This window comes from Terrirubrum flagellatum, assembly GCF_022059845.1.
GTDB lineage: Bacteria > Pseudomonadota > Alphaproteobacteria > Rhizobiales > Beijerinckiaceae > Terrirubrum > Terrirubrum flagellatum.
Map to the genome: position 1 here is coordinate 2378945 of NZ_CP091851.1, position 15634 is coordinate 2394578.

Consider the following 15634-nt stretch of genomic DNA (forward strand, 5'->3'; position numbering starts at 1 on the left):
GTAGATATAACGCGCAATGCGGGCCGGGAGCCCAGGCGCGCCCTCGCCACAGGAGACTCGCGTGACCGCGGCCTGCGCCTATTCCGACCATTTCAGCTTCTTCCGCTCATGGATCGCCGACCCGCTGCGCGTGGCCGCGGTCGCGCCATCGGGCGAAGCGCTGGCCCGGCTGATCACATGCGAAATCGCCCGTGATGACGGACCAGTGCTGGAGCTCGGCACCGGAACGGGCGTCTTCACGCGCGCGCTGCTCGCCCGTGGCGTTCGCGAAAGCGATCTCACGCTCGTTGAGCACGGCTCCGACTTCGCGCGCATGCTGCAGCACCGGTTTCCGCAGGCGCGGGTGTTGTGGCTCGATGCGGCGCGGATCGGCGCTTACGATCTCTATGCGGGCGCCCCTGTCGCAGCGGTCGTCAGCGGCCTGCCTCTTCTGTCGATGCCGCCGCGCAAGGTGATGGCGATCCTGTCAGGCGCCTTCGCGGTGATGAGAACAGGGGCCGCCTTTTATCAATTCACATACGGGCCGCGATGTCCTGTGCCGCGGCCAATTCTCGATCGTCTCGGATTGCAGGCGACGCGCATTGGCGGCGCCTGGCGAAATCTTCCTCCGGCCTCGGTCTATCGCATTTCTCGCCGACAGCCCTTCGACATTTTGCGGCGCGCTTCTGTCGCGTACGGCGAATAAGCGCTGTTGCGCAACAGGAAATGAAAATGAGTGAAACTGTTCTCGTCACCGGCGGCGGCGGATTCGTCGCGGGCTGGTGCATCGTCGAGCTTCTCAAACGCGGCTATCGCGTGCGCACGACGATCAGAAACGCTGCGAAAGAAAGCGCCATTCGCGCGGCGATCGCGTCTGGCGGCGCAGCGACCGACAATCTCTCTTTCTTCGTCGCCGATCTCCTGCATGACGAAGGTTGGGCCAAGGCGATGGCGGCATGCGACTATGTCCTGCATGTCGCATCGCCTCTCGGCGGCGGCGCATCGAACGATCACGACGCCTTCGTCGCGCCGGCGCGCGGCGGAACCTTACGCGTGCTGCATGCGGCGATGAACGCCAGCGTGAAGCGCGTCGTGATGACGTCGGCCGCTGCGACCGCGCGCCCTCCCCTGTCATCTCACGTCATCAGTGACGAGACGATGTGGGCCGACCCTGATGATCCGCAGTTCGACGCCTATCGCGTCTCGAAAATTCTCGCCGAGCAAGCCGCTTGGGATTTCGCACAGCGCGCAGCGGGCGCGTTTGAACTGACGACCATCCTGCCGGGCGCCGTATTCGGCCCTCTCCTCTCGCGCGACAATCTCGGCTCGGTTCAGATCATCCAGCGGCTGCTTGGCGGGCGTCCCGCCTTTGTCCCGAGGCTCGGCTTCTGGATCGTCGATGCGCGCGATCTCGCCGATCTCCATATCCGCGCCATGACGTCGCCCGCGGCGGCCGGCCAGCGCTTCATCGCCGCCGGCGACTTCATGTGGATGCGCGACATGGCGCTGACCTTGCGTTCGCGTCTCGGCGCGCGCGGACAAAAGGCGCCGACGCGCGCCCTGCCTGACATCGTCGTGCGGGCGCTGCTGCCCTTCATGCCGCAATTCCGCGCGCTGGCGCCGCTGCTGGGGCGGAAATTCGAACTGACGACGGAGAAGGCGCGGCGGGTGCTCGGCTTCACGCCACGTCCGGCGGTCGAGACGATCGTCGATTGCGCCGAAAGCCTGCTGACCGCACGGACATAAGGATTGCCGCGGGCGCGCAGGCGTTCTATCGCCGCGGCCAATGTCTTCCCGCCCCCTCCGCACCGCTGACGATCTCGCTCATGCCGGACTCATTCCGGCCTCGGCGCGCGCCGACGTCGCGCGCGTGGCCGCGCGTTACGCCGTCGCGGTCACGCCCGGGGTTGCGGCGCTGATCGCGCGCGGCGCGGCCAATGATCCCATTGCGAAGCAGTTCATTCCCGACATCCGCGAACTGACTTCGCTGCCCGAAGAATCCGCCGACCCCATCGGCGATCATGCGCACAGTCCGGTGAAGGGCGTCGTCCATCGCTATCCCGACCGCGCGCTGCTCAAGATCGTGCATGCCTGCCCGGTCTATTGCCGCTTCTGCTTCCGGCGCGAGATGGTGGGGCCTGACGGCGACGGCGCGCTGAACGCCGCAGAACTCGCCGCAGCCCTCGCCTATATCGCGGCGCGGCCTGATACCTTCGAAGTGATCCTCACCGGCGGCGATCCCTTCATGCTGTCGCCCCGCCGCGCGAAGGAGCTGACCGACGCGCTCGCCGCGATCCCGCATGTGCAGATCATTCGCTGGCATACGCGCGTGCCTTTCGTCGATCCCAAGCGCGTCACGGTGCAATTCGTCGACGCGATCCGCTCATCTGAGAAAGCTGTCTTTGTTGGCGTCCACGCCAATCATCCCAGAGAATTCACAGAGGATGCGAAAGCCGCCCTTGCGCGGCTCGCAAACGCCGGAATCTCGCTCGTGAGCCAGAGCGTGCTGCTCGCCGGCGTCAACGATGATGCGGAGACGCTCGGCGGCCTGATGCGCGCTTTCCTCGCGAACCGGGTGAAGCCTTATTATTTGCATCATCCCGATCTCGCGCCGGGCACGAGCCATTTCCGCATCGCGATCGAGCGTGGGCAGGAATTAATGCACGCTTTGCGCGGCCGCCTGTCCGGGCTCGCGCAGCCGACCTATGTGATCGACATCCCCGGCGGTCACGGCAAATCGCCGATCGGCCCGAACTATCTCGCACAGGACGGCGCATCGGTTAGCGACTATCGCGGAGCGGCGCACGCCTATCCGCCGGTTCAACGCTGACGGAAGCGCCCGCTTTTAGGACTTTCCAAGACTCTCGACCCGTGCGACCTTTCCTCATTGGATTGGGGATGTTTGCATGTTGGCGCCGGTTGCGACGCCGGTGCGTCGTTTTCAATTGCTGCTGATCAAGCCGTCCCATTACGACGATGACGGCTATGTCGTGCAATGGTGGCGCTCGGCCATCCCCTCCAATTCACTCGCGGTGCTCTACAGCCTGTGCGACGACGCAGCCGAAAGACGCGTGCTCGGCCCCGACGTCGAGATCGACATCAGCGCCGTCGATGAATGCAACACACGCGTCAGGCCGGAGCGCGTCATCGCGGAATTCAGGCGCAATGGCGGGTTTGGCATGATCGGCCTTGTCGGCGTGCAGTCGAACCAGTTTCCGCGCGCGCTCGACATCGCGCGGCCGCTGCGCGCCGCCGGCGTCCCCGTGGTCATCGGCGGCTTCCATGTCTCGGGCTGCCTGTCGATGCTGCCGAACATGCAGGCTGATTTGCAGGCCGCGCTCGATATGGGCTGCTCGCTCTTTGCGGGCGAACTCGAGGGTCGGGTCGACGATCTCCTGCGCGACGCGGCCGCGGGATCATTGAAGCCGATCTATAATTTCCTCAGCGACCTCCCCGGCATCGAGGCGATGCCGCCGCCGGTGCTGCCGGCGAAATATGTCCGGCGCACGGTCGGGCATCACACCAGCTTCGACGCCGGCCGCGGCTGCCCGTTCCAGTGCTCCTTCTGCACCATCATCAATGTGCAGGGGCGCAAGTCGCGGCGGCGAACGCCGGACGACGTCGAGGCGCTGATCCGCCTTAACTGGGCGCAGGGCATCCGCCATTTCGTCATCACCGACGATAATTTCGCCCGCAACAAGGATTGGGAGATCATTCTCGACCGCATCATCCTGCTGCGCGAGCGCGACGGGCTCAAACTCAAGCTGATCATCCAGGTCGACACGCTCTGCCACAAGCTGCCTGATTTCATCGAGAAATCAGCGCGGGCAGGCGTGACGCGCGTCTTCATCGGGCTTGAGAACATCAACCCCAACAATCTCATGGCCGCGAAGAAAAGGCAGAACAAGATCACCGAATATCGCGCCATGCTGCTTGCATGGAAAAAGGCGAAGGTGATCACTTATTGCGGCTATATCCTGGGCTTTCCCGCTGACACGCCTGAATCAATTCGCGAGGATATCGAAATTATCAAGCGCGAGTTGCCGCTCGACATTCTCGAATTCTTCTGCCTGACGCCGCTACCGGGATCAGAGGATCACAAGGTCCTCGACGCCAAAGGCGTCGCCATGGACCCCGATATGAACAAGTACGACCTCGAACATGTCGTCACCGCGCATGAGAAAATGAGCCATGCGCAGTGGGAGGGCGTCTATCGCGCGGCGTGGGACGCCTACTACACGCGCGACCACATGAAGACGATCATGAAGCGCGCGGCGACCTTCGACATGAGTCTGTCGCGTCTCGCGGCGGTGCTGTTCTTCTTCGCCATCTGCGTCGCAGCGGAAAAGGTGCATCCGCTGCAAGGCGGCGTCATTCGCTTGAAACATCGGCGCGACCGCAGGCCGGGCCTGCCCATCGAATCCGCCATTCCCTTCTATTTCAAGCGCATTCGCGACACGCTCGTCACACAGGGCATGCTGATCGGCGGGTGGCTATCGCTCGAATGGACGCGTTATCTGATCAAGCGTGATCCGGACCGCTTCGCCTTCACCGACGCGGCGCTGACCCCACCGACGGCCGATGAGGAGGAGAATCTCGATCTCTTCACGCACAATGAATCGGCGAAGCACGCCGTCGAGCATGCGCGCAAGGTGGCGCGCCTCACGCAGGGCCAGACGGCTGCGGCGTAGCGATTTCGGCGGCGCTCTCTCCGCGAACGCCCGGAGTCGCCTAGAGCGGCGCGCATTCAGCGCCGCTCTATGTTTTGCTATCGCAACGTTTTTCGCGGAAAATCGGTTCCCGTTTTTCCGCACGTCGCTCTAAATGCTGTCCCACTGCGAAACGACGTTGTTGCGCGGATCGCCTTTCGCCGAACGCATCTTGCGGCCGCTGAAGACGTCTTCATAGAGCGTCGCGATCTCGCCTTCGCCCAGTACGGCCTTCACCGTCTCGCCGTCTGGATAGAAGACGTCGAGTTCATCATCGAGATCGCGCTTGAAGGTGTCCTGCTCGCCGTGATTGACGAGGCCGGCGACCTGCGCGGTGATGTAGTTCTGAACATCCATCTGCTGGGGCGAGCGCGAATGAGGCTGGCCTAACCGCTCCTCGCGCACGAAGACGTTGGCGCTGGGATCATCGGCGGGGACGACGGCATAAAGATCATAATCGGCATGCACGTATTTGCCGCCGCGCGTCTGGCCGCTCGGCGAATGGCGGATGCAGCCGTAATGCTTGTTGTTCTTGTCGAGCTCGGTGAAATAGCTGAAGCCGTGATTATAGGAGATCGGCGCCTTTCCGTCCGCCCCATAGAAAGACAAGGGCGCGATGCGGCCGGAGCCGACAAAATCGGTCCACGCTTCCTGCGCCTTCTTGATCTTCCCCGCGCCGAAAATCTCGGGCAGATGCGCCTTGAGCAGGTCGCAATCGACCACCAGCCCCGCGGTGCTATAGCGCTTGCCTTCGACCGTCACGTCGTTCTTCGCGCTCTTCGCCTTGCAGTCGATCAGCTTGGGCTGATAGCCCTTGGCGCCGATATATTCGAGGCTCTTCTTGTTGATGCGGCGGACCGCGATATAGACCTTGAACAAGCGCGCCGTGCGCTTGAAGAGCGCAAACTCCGACGGCCTGAAAAACTCCTCGCTGATCCGGCTTACCTCGGCCACGATTCTCTCCCAGTCCTCTGCCTTGCGCGCATTGCCCCGGCCGCGACCCCGACCGAACGGTCTCGCCGACGCCGCCCGCTTTACACGGGGCTGCGCGCCCGCCATGGCGCACCATATCGCATCCACGCGCCGTGCGCCTCAACACACATCTCGCCTTGACCGCCACCATTCACATCATCGGCGCCGGGCCCGCCGGCCTGATCGCAGCCGAAACCCTCGCCGCGGCAGGGGTCAGCGTCATCGTCCATGAGCGCATGCCGTCCGTCGCGCGGAAATTCCTCATGGCCGGCCGCGGCGGACTGAATCTCACCCATTCCGAACCGCTCGGCGATTTTCTTGCACGTTACGGCGATGCGGCGCTGATCAGGGGCGCCGTCGCCTCCTTTCCCTCGGCGGCTCTGCGCGGCTGGGCCGAAGGTCTTGGACAGGGAACTTTCGTTGGTTCAAGCGGCCGAATCTTCCCGCTTGCAATGAAGGCCTCGCCGCTGCTGCGCGCGTGGCTGGCGCGGCTGGGCGCGCTCGGCGTCCGCATCGAGACGCGGAGCGAGTGGCGGGGCTTTTCCCCGGACGGCTCGCTCCTGATCTCAAGCACTGGGCAACCTCCGGAAGCGATGCGCGCGGACGCCGTGATCCTCGCCTGCGGCGGCGCGAGCTGGCCGCGGCTGGGCTCAGACGGCGGATGGACCGCCGCGCTTGAAAAAGCGGGCGTCGCCATCGCGCCGTTCAGGCCCGCCAATATGGGCGTGGTCTGCGACTGGAGCCCGCTGTTCGCAACGCGGTTCGCGGGAACGCCATTGAAACGGATCGTGCTGCGGCTCGGCTCCATCCGCGCGCCGGGCGAGATCGTCATCACCGCGACGGGACTCGAGGGAGGAGCTGTCTATCCGCTTTCGCCGCATACCCGCGACTCCCTCGCCGCCGGCCGCGACACGGTCCTGCGCATCGATCTCAGGCCTGATCTCAGCCAGGCCGAACTCCGCGAACGACTCGCCGCCAACCGCGCGAAGGATTCCCTGTCAACGAAATTGAAGCGCGGCGCCGGATTGTCGCCGGTGGCGATCCATCTGGTGCGCGAGGCGACCGGCAATGCGCCGCCCACGGACGCGCGCGCGCTGACCGCCCTGATCAAGGATGTTCCGATCAGGGCCCGCGCCATGCAGGGGCTGGCGCGCGCCATTTCGAGCGCCGGCGGCGTCGCGCTCGACGAGCTTGACGCCGATTTCATGCTGAAGGCGCGGCCCGGCGTTTTCGCAGCCGGCGAAATGCTGGACTGGGAGGCGCCGACCGGCGGCTATCTCCTGCAGGCCTGCTTCGCCAGCGGGATCGCGGCGGCCAAAGGCGCTCTCGCTTGGCTCGGGCGGCCTTGATCCGGCCAACGGTTGCGCCCACAAGACCGCCGGAAAGCCCTCGGAGAGATTCATGCAGTTGGGAATGATCGGGCTCGGCCGCATGGGCGCCAACATCGTGCGGCGCGTGATGAAGGCCGGCCACTCCTGCGTCGTCTACGATCGCGATCCCAAGCCCGGCGCGGCGCTCGCCGCCGAAGGCGCAATCAACGCCGCGTCGGTCGAGGATCTCGTCTCGAAGCTCTCGGGCCCGCGCACGGTGTGGATCATGCTGCCCGCCGGCGCCGTCACGGAACATCAGGTCGGCGCGCTCGCCGGCATGCTGTCGAAGGACGACGTCGTCATCGATGGCGGCAACAGCTTCTGGAAAGACGATGTGCGGCGCGCGCAGGAGCTGCGCGCGAAAGGCCTGCATTATCTCGATGTCGGCACGTCAGGCGGCGTGTGGGGCCTCGATCGTGGCTATTGTCTGATGATCGGCGGCGACACTGACGTCGTGAAGCGTCTCGATCCGATCTTCGCGGCGCTCGCGCCGGGCGCCGGCGACATTCCGCGCACGCCCGCGCGCGACGGGCGCGATGCGCGCGTCGAGAAGGGCTATCTCCATGCCGGCCCAAGCGGCGCCGGCCATTTCGTCAAGATGATCCATAACGGCATCGAATACGGCATGATGCAGGCCTTCGCCGAAGGCTTCGACATTCTGAAGAACGCGAATTCGCAGGCGCTGCCGGAAGAGCATCGCTTCGATTTCGATGTCGCCGACATCGCCGAAGTCTGGCGTCGGGGCAGCGTCGTGACGTCATGGCTGCTCGATCTCACCGCGTCGGCTCTGGCGCAGGAAGGCGATCTCGGCAGTTATTCCGGCCATGTCGATGATTCCGGCGAAGGGCGCTGGACGATTCAGGCGGCGATCGAGGAAGCCGTGCCGGCCGACGTGCTCTACGCCGCGCTGACCACGCGCTTCCGTTCGCGTCAGGATCACACCTTCGCCGAGAAAATCCTCTCCGCCATGCGCAAGGGTTTCGGCGGGCATCTCGAACCGAAGAAATCCTGATCATGGCCGATCATCTGTTGCCGCCTGCGATCGTCGTGATGGGCGTCGCGGGATCGGGAAAGACCACGGTTGGCGAGCTTCTGGCGCAGCGACTAGGTTGGGAATTTCGCGACGCCGACAGCTTCCATCCCGCCGCAAATATCGCGAAGATGACGGCGGGACAGCCGCTCACGGACGCCGATCGCTGGCCGTGGCTCGCCGCCATCGCGGACTGGATCGACGCTCATCGGAAAGCCGGCGGGCATGGCGTCGTCACCTGCTCGGCGCTGAAGCGCGCCTATCGCGACAGGTTGCGCAACGGACATACGGACGTGCGCTTCGTGCATCTCAAAGGAGACATAGAAGTGATCGGCGCGCGCATGGCGGCGCGCCAGCATCATTTCATGCCGACCGCGCTCTTGAAGAGCCAGTTCGACACGCTCGAGCCGCCTGCGCCCGACGAGCGCGCGCTGTCAATTTCAGTGGAACTGGAGCCAGAGCAGATCGTCGAGGCGGTGGTGAACATGCTCGAACGCGATACAGCGCCGGCGCAGCGCGTCTGAAGCGCGCGGTTACTTCCGCCGCGTCTTTCCGCGGCTGCCCCGTTGTTTCAGTCGAGCGCTGAAGTCGCTCGCGACACGGCGAAATTCGGCGCCCGGAAATCCGGAGAATCCGATCACAAGCCCGTGCTGCGGCGCCTGCGAGAGATACATCGAAGACAGCGCGCGCGCACCGAGCCCGACAGAATCCGCGATCGACATCATCTCGGCATCCGTCATTCCCGGCGGAGCTTTGGCGATGAGATGAAGACCCTGATCGGGCGTCGTCACATCAAGCGCGCCGCTTGCGCTCAAGCCAGCGACGAGGTCATCACGCGCGGCCTGCGTGCGCCGCCGCGCGCGCCTGAGATGCGCCGCGAAATGCCCTTCACGCAGGAGATCGGCCAACGCGGCCTCCGCCAGCGTGGGCGGATGGCGAATGGCGCGATTGCGGATCGCGATCATCTTTTCCAGCAGCAGCTCTGGCGCGACGGCGTAACCGACACGGAGACCGGGAAAGAGCACCTTGGAGAAGGTGCCGAGATAGACGACGCAGCCGGAATCATCGATGCCCTGCAGCGCAGTCAGCGGCGAGCCGGCGTAGCGGAACTCGCTGTCGTAATCGTCTTCGATGATCCAGGCGCGATTCCGCCGCGCCCACTCGATCAGCGCAAGACGTCGCGCCATGCTCATGGTCACGCCCAGCGGAAATTGATGCGAGGGAGTGACATAGGCGGCGCGCGCCCGCGGCGCCGACTTCTCGCCATATGCCGGCGTCATTCCTTCGGCGTCGACGGCCGCGCCCATCAGTCTGACGCCGGCGCCGGCGAATGCGTCGCGCGCCATGGGATAGCAGGGATCTTCGATCCAGATCGCATCGCCGGGCTGCAACGCGGCGCGGATCACGAGATCAAGCCCCTGCGCGGTGCCGGCTGTGACGAGAACAGACGCCGCCGAGCAGCGCACGCCGCGCGCCGTCCGGAGATAAGACGCAATCGCTTCGCGCAAAACGAGGCCGCCGCGTGGATCGCCATAATGAAAATGCTCCGGTCCCGGCTGGGCGAGATGGCGCATCAGCAGGCGGCGAAAAATGGTCAGCGTCCTGGCGTCGGAAACGGCGACGCCGAGCGCGCCAGGCTTTGGCGCCGGGAACTTCACCGGCGCATTTGTCTCCTCCACAGAGCGCGTCAGCAGCGGCACCTGCGCCGCGACATAGGTGCCAGCGCCGACGCGCGCCTCCGCGAAGCCATCAGCGATCAGCATCTCGAACGCAGCGACAACAGAGCCGCGCGACAGGCGCAATCGTTTGGCCAGATCGCGCGTCGTCGGCAGCTTGCTCCGCGGCGAGACGGCTCCGGACTCAATGAGCTTGCGGATCGCCGCATAGAGCGCGGCGGTGCGCGGGCCGTCGGCCGGCAGCACCGGGATTAGCGCCGACCAGTCCGGATTGGTCTGGCAAGCAAGCGCTGGATTGGACCTTTTTCGAACCAATGGCATCGCGCATAGAGGCCGCGTCCACGGCAGAAAGGCAAGCCCATGTCCGATGGCGTTCCCGCGGAGCGGAACTCCTTCCCCGTCACCCCGCGCAACCGGGTCAAGCGCCTGCACGAGCGCGGCGCCTACGATCATGAGGCTGTCTACGCCATCCTTGACGCAGGACTGCTCTGCCATGTCGCCTACAGCATCGACGGGCAGCCCTACTGCACGCCGACGATCCATTGGCGCGAGGACGATGTGCTCTACTGGCACGGCTCATCGGCGAGCCGCATGCTCCGCCAGCTCAAGACTGGCGTCTCGGCCTGCTTGACGGTCTCACATCTCGACGGGCTCGTGCTGGCCCGCTGCGGCTTCAATCACTCCGTCAATTATCGCTCGGCGATGTGCTTCGGCGTGGCGCGCATCGTCGATGATCCCGAAGAAAAGGTCGCGGCGCTGCTCGGAGTCGTGAACCGTTTCTATCCCGGCCGCGCAGGGGAATTGCGCGCGACGACGACGCAGGAAGCAAAAGCCACGACTGTCATCAGCATGCGCATCGAAGAGGCGTCGGCGAAAGTCAGAGCGAAAGGCGTCGCGGACGATGAGGAAGATTACGCGCATCCCGCATGGGCTGGCGTCATCCCCGTGAAGACGGTGATTGGAGAAGACGCGCCCTGCCCGCGCCTTTCTCCCGACATCGCGCGCCCGGACACGCTGTCCGCCTATCGCGCCGGTCGACGGCTCGACGAGGCTTTGATCGAAGCGCAACGCGCCTACGAAAAGTGAAGACGCGTCCTCGAAGTCGGCGCAAAATAAAACCCGGCCTCTCGGCCGGGTTTTCAATCAAGCGCTGCAAAAGATGCGGCGAGGAGCGCGTTACGCAGCCTTCTTCGTGAAGGCGATGACCTTCTCGGCCTCGTCCTGCAGCATCTTCACGCCGTCCTGGACGTTGGCCTTGACGGTGTCGGCCGCGTTCTGCACGCGCGCCCAGTTGGCGCTGGCGAACTCGCGCGCGAAATCGCTCTGGATCTGGTAGGCTTCCGTGACCGACTTCGCGGCGACGAGCTTCTCGATCGCGTCGAAGGTCGCGAGCGCGTTGTCATGAGTCGCCTGCAGCATGCTGCGCGCGGACGACGCGGCGGAGTTCACGAGAGCGGCCACAGCCTTCTCATAGGAGACGGTCGCGTTGTTGGCGTTCGCATAGAGATCGGCGAAACGCTCCTTCGCCGCGCCGGACACGCGCAGCGCAGCTTCGCGCGCCGCTTCCGGCATCTCGAACTTGTCGGTGAAAGCCTTCTCGGTGAAAGACTTCATGGTGGTCTCGATCGTGGCCACCGTCTCCTGCGTCGCGTCCTGGACGGCCTCGGCCATCGTCTCGACGGGAGTCATGTCGGCGGGATTCTTCGGTGTCTTAGCCATCTGTCGTCTCCATCCTCGGGGGTGAGCTATGGGTCTCGCCTCGTCCAAGGCGGCCCGAAGCTTGGCGAGAATATGAACCTCGCCGCGCCGCATTGCAAGAATTTTTTGTGCAGTGCAACATAAGTGTGACAGCGTGTCATTTCGCCTTGTGATTCAGCGTCTTGGGAAATCCTTCGATTAGCCGGCGGCGGATCGTAACGCCGGAGGTGCCCAAACGCCTTCCGCGCCCCACATTAGGGCGATGGCCGACGATTCGATCGACACCGATATGGCGGGGCGAATTTCCGACCCACGCGCCGATGAAAAAAAGCTCGCCGACCTTCGGCGCGTGAAGGCGCTCGCGACGCTGTGTCTCGCCGGCGCGTTCGGCCTGCTCATTCTCGCGCACGGGCTGTCGGCGCGGCATCCCGGCTTCGGCTATCTCGGCGCGTTCGCGGAAGCCGCGACCATCGGCGGCCTCGCCGACTGGTACGCCGTCGTCGCGCTCTTCCGGCGCCCCATGGGAATTCCCATTCCGCACACGGCGATCATTCCCGAAAACCAGAAGCGGATCGCAGACAATCTCGGCGGCTTCATCGAGACGAATTTTCTCGCGCCGGCGACAGTCGAGCGAAAGCTGCGCGAGGTCGATTTCGCCGCCATGGTCGCGGACTGGATGGCCGACCCCAAGCGCAGCGCGGCGCTCACGGGCTTTGTCGTCAGGCTCGCGCCGCAGGCGGTCGCGGCGATGGAGGATTCCGGCCTGCGCAATTTCGTCGCCAAGCGCGTCATCGCGCAGCTCGACGATCTCGAACTCGCGCCGCTCGCCGCGAATTTGCTTGAGACCTTCACGCAGGACGGCAAGCATCAGTTGCTGCTCGATGAGCTGATGACGGCGATCCATCGCATTCTCGGCGACGAGGCGTCGATCGCGGCGATCCGCGACAAGGTGCGCGATGAACTGCCTTCGCTGTTCCGGCTGTTTCGCGCCGACGCCTATCTCATGAAGAAGATCGTGAACTCATCCTACGCCTTTCTCGATGAGGTGAAGAAGGACCCGAACCACGCGCTGCGCGCCGAGTTCGACGGCTTCGTGCGCAATTTCATCGAGCGGCTGCGCACATCGCCGGAATATGCCGAGCGCGCCGAAGCGTTGAAGCGCGACCTGCTTGCGAGGCCCGAGCTGCGCACGCTGACGCGGCGCCTGTGGACGAGCCTGAAAGATTTCATCGACAGCGATTTGAAGAGCGAAACATCGATCATCCGCCGCCAGCTTGATCGGTTGTTCGTCGATATCGGCCGGCAATTGCGGGAGGACCCGACGATCCGCGGCGAGATGAACGAGGGCTTCGTCGTCGCGCTGTCATCCTTCATCGAGCGGCAGAAGAGCGGCGTCTCTTCCTTCATCGCCGATCAGGTGAAGTCCTGGGACATGCGCCAGCTCACTCGTGTCATTGAGATGAATATCGGCCGTGATCTGCAATATATCCGCTTCAACGGCATGCTGATCGGCGGGCTTGCAGGACTCGCGCTGCACGCGCTGAAACAGGCGCTGGGGTTGCTCTGAGACGTCAGCCGATGCGCTTCAGGATTGCTGTCGCCGCATCGCAGCCGTGGATATACGCGACAATTTTGGCGGCGTCGAAAGCGCGGCAAGCGGCGGCGCGCCCGCCTGATCCTCGTAGCCGGCGTCGTCATCATCAAGTCTTTGCGCAGCCGCCAGCAAGATCGCCTGCGCGCCTTCCGTGAAGACGCGTCCCAGCTCGACGAAATCCGCCTTGCGCGGCGAACTGCGCCGCCAGACGAGACCGACAGTCCGCATCGGCTGCGGCTCCGCGAAGCGCATCAGACCGATGCGGCGATCCGCGCTCAGTTCGGCCGCGATCGCGATCTCCGGCAGCAGCGTCGCGCCATAGCCATTGGCCACCATCTGGATGATGGTTGCGAGGCTCGACGCGCCGAACTGGTTGCGCAGCTCCGGGCTGATGGTCTTGCAATAGGTCAGCGCCTGCTCGCGCAGGCAGTGGCCTTCTTCCAGCAGCAGCAGATTTTGCGAATGAAGCTCGGAGAGACGCGCTGGCAGTCGTTTCGCTTCCGCTGTCGCATCGCCCGGAGCCGCGAGCACGAAGGCGTCATCGAACAGCCGGATCGATTCAAAGCCCGGCTGCTCGACCGGCAATGAGAGAAGCACGACGTCGAGACGCCCTTCGCCAAGCTCCTGAAGCAGCGAGGCCGTCATGGTCTCGCGCAGATGCAGTTCCAGTTGCGGGAATCGCGTCTGTAACGCGGGCAGAGCCGCGGGCAGGAGGTAGGGCGCGATCGAGGGAATGACGCCGAGCCTGAGCGACCCCGTGAGCACGCTCTTCCTGTGCTTCGCAAAATCCATGAGGTCGCGCGCCTCGGCGAGGATTTCGAGCGCCCGGCGTTCGACCTCGACGCCGGCCTCGGTGAGTTCGACCCGGCCTCGGCCCCGCTCGATCAGGGAGAGACCCAACATCGCCTCAAGCTCCCGGATCTGGACCGACAAGGCCGGCTGACTGACCGAACACTCCTCGGCCGCGCGGCCGAAATGGCGATGCCTGGCCACGGCGGCGAAGTAGCGGAGCTGGCGCAGGCTGAACATGATAGGTTTTTCCTATCACATAAGCCCTGAAATACAATTGGAGATTATCGACGGATCGCGCTTTGAAGCCGGAGCAATTCCAGACTGCGAGGCCCTGATGTCCGATCCCAAGACCATGACCACCTCCGCCGGCGCGCCGATCGCCGACAATCAGAACTCGGTCACGGCGGGACCGCGCGGCCCCCTGCTGATGCAGGACTATCAACTGCTGGAGAAGCTCGCGCACCAGAACCGCGAGCGCATTCCAGAGCGCGTCGTCCACGCCAAGGGCTCCGCCGCCTATGGCGTGCTGCGCATCACGCACGACATCACGAAATATACGAAGGCGAGCGTCTTCGCTGAGATCGGCAAGGAGACCGAGACGCTGTTGCGCTTCTCGACCGTCGCCGGCGAGCGCGGCGCAGCCGACGCCGAGCGCGACGTGCGCGGCTTTGCGCTGAAGTTCTATACGGACGAAGGCAACTGGGATCTCGTCGGCAACAACACGCCGGTGTTCTTCATTCGCGATCCGCTCAAATTTCCCGACTTCATCCGCACGCAGAAGCGTCATCCCACGACGAACATGCGCTCGCCGACGGCGATGTGGGATTTCTGGTCATTGTCGCCGGAAAGCCTGCATCAGGTGACGATCCTCATGTCGGATCGCGGCCTGCCGCAGGGCTATCGCTTCGTGCATGGATTTGGTTCGCACACCTATTCCTTCATCAATGCGAAGGATGAGCGCTTCTGGGTGAAATTCCATTTCAAGTCGATGCAGGGCATCAGGAACTGGACCAATCGCGAAGGCGAGCAAGTCATCGCAAGGGATCGCGAGAGCGCGCAGCGCGATCTGTTCGATGCGATCGAGAACAGCGATTATCCCCGTTGGAAACTCTGCGTGCAGGTGATGCCCGAGGCGGACGCCGGCAAGCATTGGTACAACCCCTTCGATCTCACGAAGGTTTGGCCGCACAAGGACTATCCGCTGATCGAGGTCGGCGTGCTCGAACTCAACCGCAATCCCAAGCATTATTTCGCCGAGGTCGAGCAATCCTCCTTCTCGCCGTCGAACATCGTTCCGGGAATTGGCTTCTCACCTGACAAGGTGCTGCAGTCGCGCATCTTCTCCTATGCTGACGCGCATCGCTATCGTGTCGGCACCCATTATGAGATGCTGCCGGTTAACCGGCCGAAATGCCCGGTGCATCATTATCATGCGGATGGGCAAATGCTGCCGGAGGTCCCTGAGCGCGGCGACGCCTGGTACGAGCCGAACAGCTTCGGCGGACCCAGAGAGGATCATCGCTTCCGCGAGCCGCCTCTCAAGCTCGCGGGCGATGCGGACCGTTTCGATCATCGCGATGGCAATGACGACTACCGCCAGCCCGGCGATCTCTTCCGCCTGATGAGCCGCGCCCAACGCGAACAGCTCATGGACAATATCGCCGAAGCGATGGCCGGCGTGCCCACGGAGATCATCAAGCGGCAGGTGGCGCATTTCTATCGCGCCGATCCGGACTACGGCATTGGCGTGGCGACCCGCATGGGCCTCTCCGCCGTCGACCTTCCCGCCGCCGCGGAATGAGCGGAACGCCCGT

At 64.3% G+C, this 15634-nt stretch carries 14 protein-coding genes; 10 read left to right on the top strand and 4 right to left on the bottom strand.

The genetic code is table 11. The annotated features are described in order from the left end of the window. Positions 1–61 precede the first annotated feature (61 nt). The 4 genes from L8F45_RS11485 to L8F45_RS11500 all read left to right on the top strand — a co-directional run bounded on the left by L8F45_RS11485 (position 62) and on the right by L8F45_RS11500 (position 4670). Positions 62–685: a class I SAM-dependent methyltransferase gene (locus L8F45_RS11485; RefSeq protein ID WP_342363005.1), complete on the top strand. Its 624-nt coding sequence runs from the start codon at positions 62–64 to the stop codon at positions 683–685. A gap of 26 nt (positions 686–711) precedes the next feature. After that, positions 712–1725: an SDR family oxidoreductase gene (locus tag L8F45_RS11490; protein WP_342363006.1), complete on the top strand. Its 1014-nt coding sequence runs from the start codon at positions 712–714 to the stop codon at positions 1723–1725. Between the two features lie 40 nt (positions 1726–1765). After that, positions 1766–2809: a lysine-2,3-aminomutase-like protein gene (locus L8F45_RS11495; RefSeq protein WP_342363007.1), complete on the top strand. Its 1044-nt coding sequence runs from the start codon at positions 1766–1768 to the stop codon at positions 2807–2809. Between the two features lie 76 nt (positions 2810–2885). Beyond that, positions 2886–4670 carry a B12-binding domain-containing radical SAM protein gene (locus L8F45_RS11500; protein ID WP_342363008.1) on the top strand — a complete coding sequence of 595 codons (1785 nt, stop codon included), beginning with the start codon at positions 2886–2888 and terminating at the stop codon, positions 4668–4670. Positions 4671–4799: 129 nt separating this feature from the next. Here the strand turns inward: L8F45_RS11500 and L8F45_RS11505 are convergent, their stop codons facing one another. After that, the gene (locus tag L8F45_RS11505) at positions 4800–5642 is read right to left on the bottom strand and encodes a hypothetical protein (protein ID WP_342363009.1); all 843 of its coding nucleotides are present in this window, start codon (positions 5640–5642) and stop codon (positions 4800–4802) included. 131 nt (positions 5643–5773) lie between these two features. Between L8F45_RS11505 and L8F45_RS11510 the strand changes: the two genes are divergently transcribed. From L8F45_RS11510 to L8F45_RS11520, 3 genes are read left to right on the top strand one after another with little or no spacing between them, the layout of a single operon-like run. Next, positions 5774–7009: a TIGR03862 family flavoprotein gene (locus L8F45_RS11510; RefSeq protein WP_342363010.1), complete on the top strand. Its 1236-nt coding sequence runs from the start codon at positions 5774–5776 to the stop codon at positions 7007–7009. A gap of 52 nt (positions 7010–7061) precedes the next feature. Continuing rightward, the gene (gene gnd, locus L8F45_RS11515) at positions 7062–8042 is read left to right on the top strand and encodes a phosphogluconate dehydrogenase (NAD(+)-dependent, decarboxylating) (RefSeq protein WP_342363011.1); all 981 of its coding nucleotides are present in this window, start codon (positions 7062–7064) and stop codon (positions 8040–8042) included. 2 nt (positions 8043–8044) lie between these two features. After that, entirely contained in the window at positions 8045–8584 is a 540-nt protein-coding gene (locus L8F45_RS11520; RefSeq protein ID WP_342363012.1) for a gluconokinase, read from the top strand. Between the two features lie 9 nt (positions 8585–8593). On the opposite strand, the gene pdxR is transcribed toward L8F45_RS11520, so the two are convergent. Beyond that, positions 8594–10057, bottom strand: a complete 1464-nt coding sequence (gene pdxR, locus L8F45_RS11525) for a MocR-like pyridoxine biosynthesis transcription factor PdxR (RefSeq protein WP_342363013.1) — start codon at positions 10055–10057, stop codon at positions 8594–8596. A gap of 39 nt (positions 10058–10096) precedes the next feature. Between pdxR and L8F45_RS11530 the strand changes: the two genes are divergently transcribed. Then, the gene (locus L8F45_RS11530; protein WP_342363014.1) at positions 10097–10822 is read left to right on the top strand and encodes a pyridoxamine 5'-phosphate oxidase family protein; all 726 of its coding nucleotides are present in this window, start codon (positions 10097–10099) and stop codon (positions 10820–10822) included. Positions 10823–10912: 90 nt separating this feature from the next. Here L8F45_RS11530 and L8F45_RS11535 read toward each other — a convergent pair whose 3' ends face one another. Continuing rightward, complete coding sequence (locus tag L8F45_RS11535; RefSeq protein WP_342363015.1) at positions 10913–11455, bottom strand: phasin family protein; 543 nt, start codon at positions 11453–11455, stop codon at positions 10913–10915. 268 nt (positions 11456–11723) lie between these two features. Between L8F45_RS11535 and L8F45_RS11540 the strand changes: the two genes are divergently transcribed. Continuing rightward, positions 11724–13001, top strand: coding sequence for a DUF445 domain-containing protein (locus L8F45_RS11540; protein ID WP_342363421.1), 1278 nt, complete (start codon positions 11724–11726; stop codon positions 12999–13001). Between the two features lie 18 nt (positions 13002–13019). On the opposite strand, the gene L8F45_RS11545 is transcribed toward L8F45_RS11540, so the two are convergent. Next, on the bottom strand, positions 13020–14057 hold the full coding sequence (locus L8F45_RS11545) for a hydrogen peroxide-inducible genes activator (protein ID WP_342363016.1): 1038 nt from the start codon (positions 14055–14057) through the stop codon (positions 13020–13022). A gap of 97 nt (positions 14058–14154) precedes the next feature. Here L8F45_RS11545 and L8F45_RS11550 point away from each other — a divergent pair, with 97 nt between their 5' ends. Next, positions 14155–15621 (top strand): catalase, encoded by a 1467-nt coding sequence (locus tag L8F45_RS11550; protein ID WP_342363017.1) that lies wholly within the window; start codon positions 14155–14157, stop codon positions 15619–15621. Positions 15622–15634 lie beyond the last annotated feature (13 nt).

Bases quoted from the DNA above. Each gene is read 5' to 3' on its own strand.
- L8F45_RS11490 (WP_342363006.1), top strand. From the start codon at position 712: ATGAGTGAAACTGTTCTCGTCACCGGCGGCGGCGGATTCGTCGCGGGC.
- L8F45_RS11495 (WP_342363007.1), top strand. From the start codon at position 1,766: ATGTCTTCCCGCCCCCTCCGCACCGCTGACGATCTCGCTCATGCCGGA.
- L8F45_RS11500 (WP_342363008.1), top strand. From the start codon at position 2,886: ATGTTGGCGCCGGTTGCGACGCCGGTGCGTCGTTTTCAATTGCTGCTG.
- gnd (WP_342363011.1), top strand. From the start codon at position 7,062: ATGCAGTTGGGAATGATCGGGCTCGGCCGCATGGGCGCCAACATCGTG.
- L8F45_RS11520 (WP_342363012.1), top strand. From the start codon at position 8,045: ATGGCCGATCATCTGTTGCCGCCTGCGATCGTCGTGATGGGCGTCGCG.
- pdxR (WP_342363013.1), bottom strand. From the start codon at position 10,057: ATGCCATTGGTTCGAAAAAGGTCCAATCCAGCGCTTGCTTGCCAGACC.
- L8F45_RS11530 (WP_342363014.1), top strand. From the start codon at position 10,097: ATGTCCGATGGCGTTCCCGCGGAGCGGAACTCCTTCCCCGTCACCCCG.
- L8F45_RS11535 (WP_342363015.1), bottom strand. From the start codon at position 11,455: ATGGCTAAGACACCGAAGAATCCCGCCGACATGACTCCCGTCGAGACG.
- L8F45_RS11540 (WP_342363421.1), top strand. From the start codon at position 11,724: ATGGCGGGGCGAATTTCCGACCCACGCGCCGATGAAAAAAAGCTCGCC.
- L8F45_RS11545 (WP_342363016.1), bottom strand. From the start codon at position 14,057: ATGTTCAGCCTGCGCCAGCTCCGCTACTTCGCCGCCGTGGCCAGGCAT.
- L8F45_RS11550 (WP_342363017.1), top strand. From the start codon at position 14,155: ATGTCCGATCCCAAGACCATGACCACCTCCGCCGGCGCGCCGATCGCC.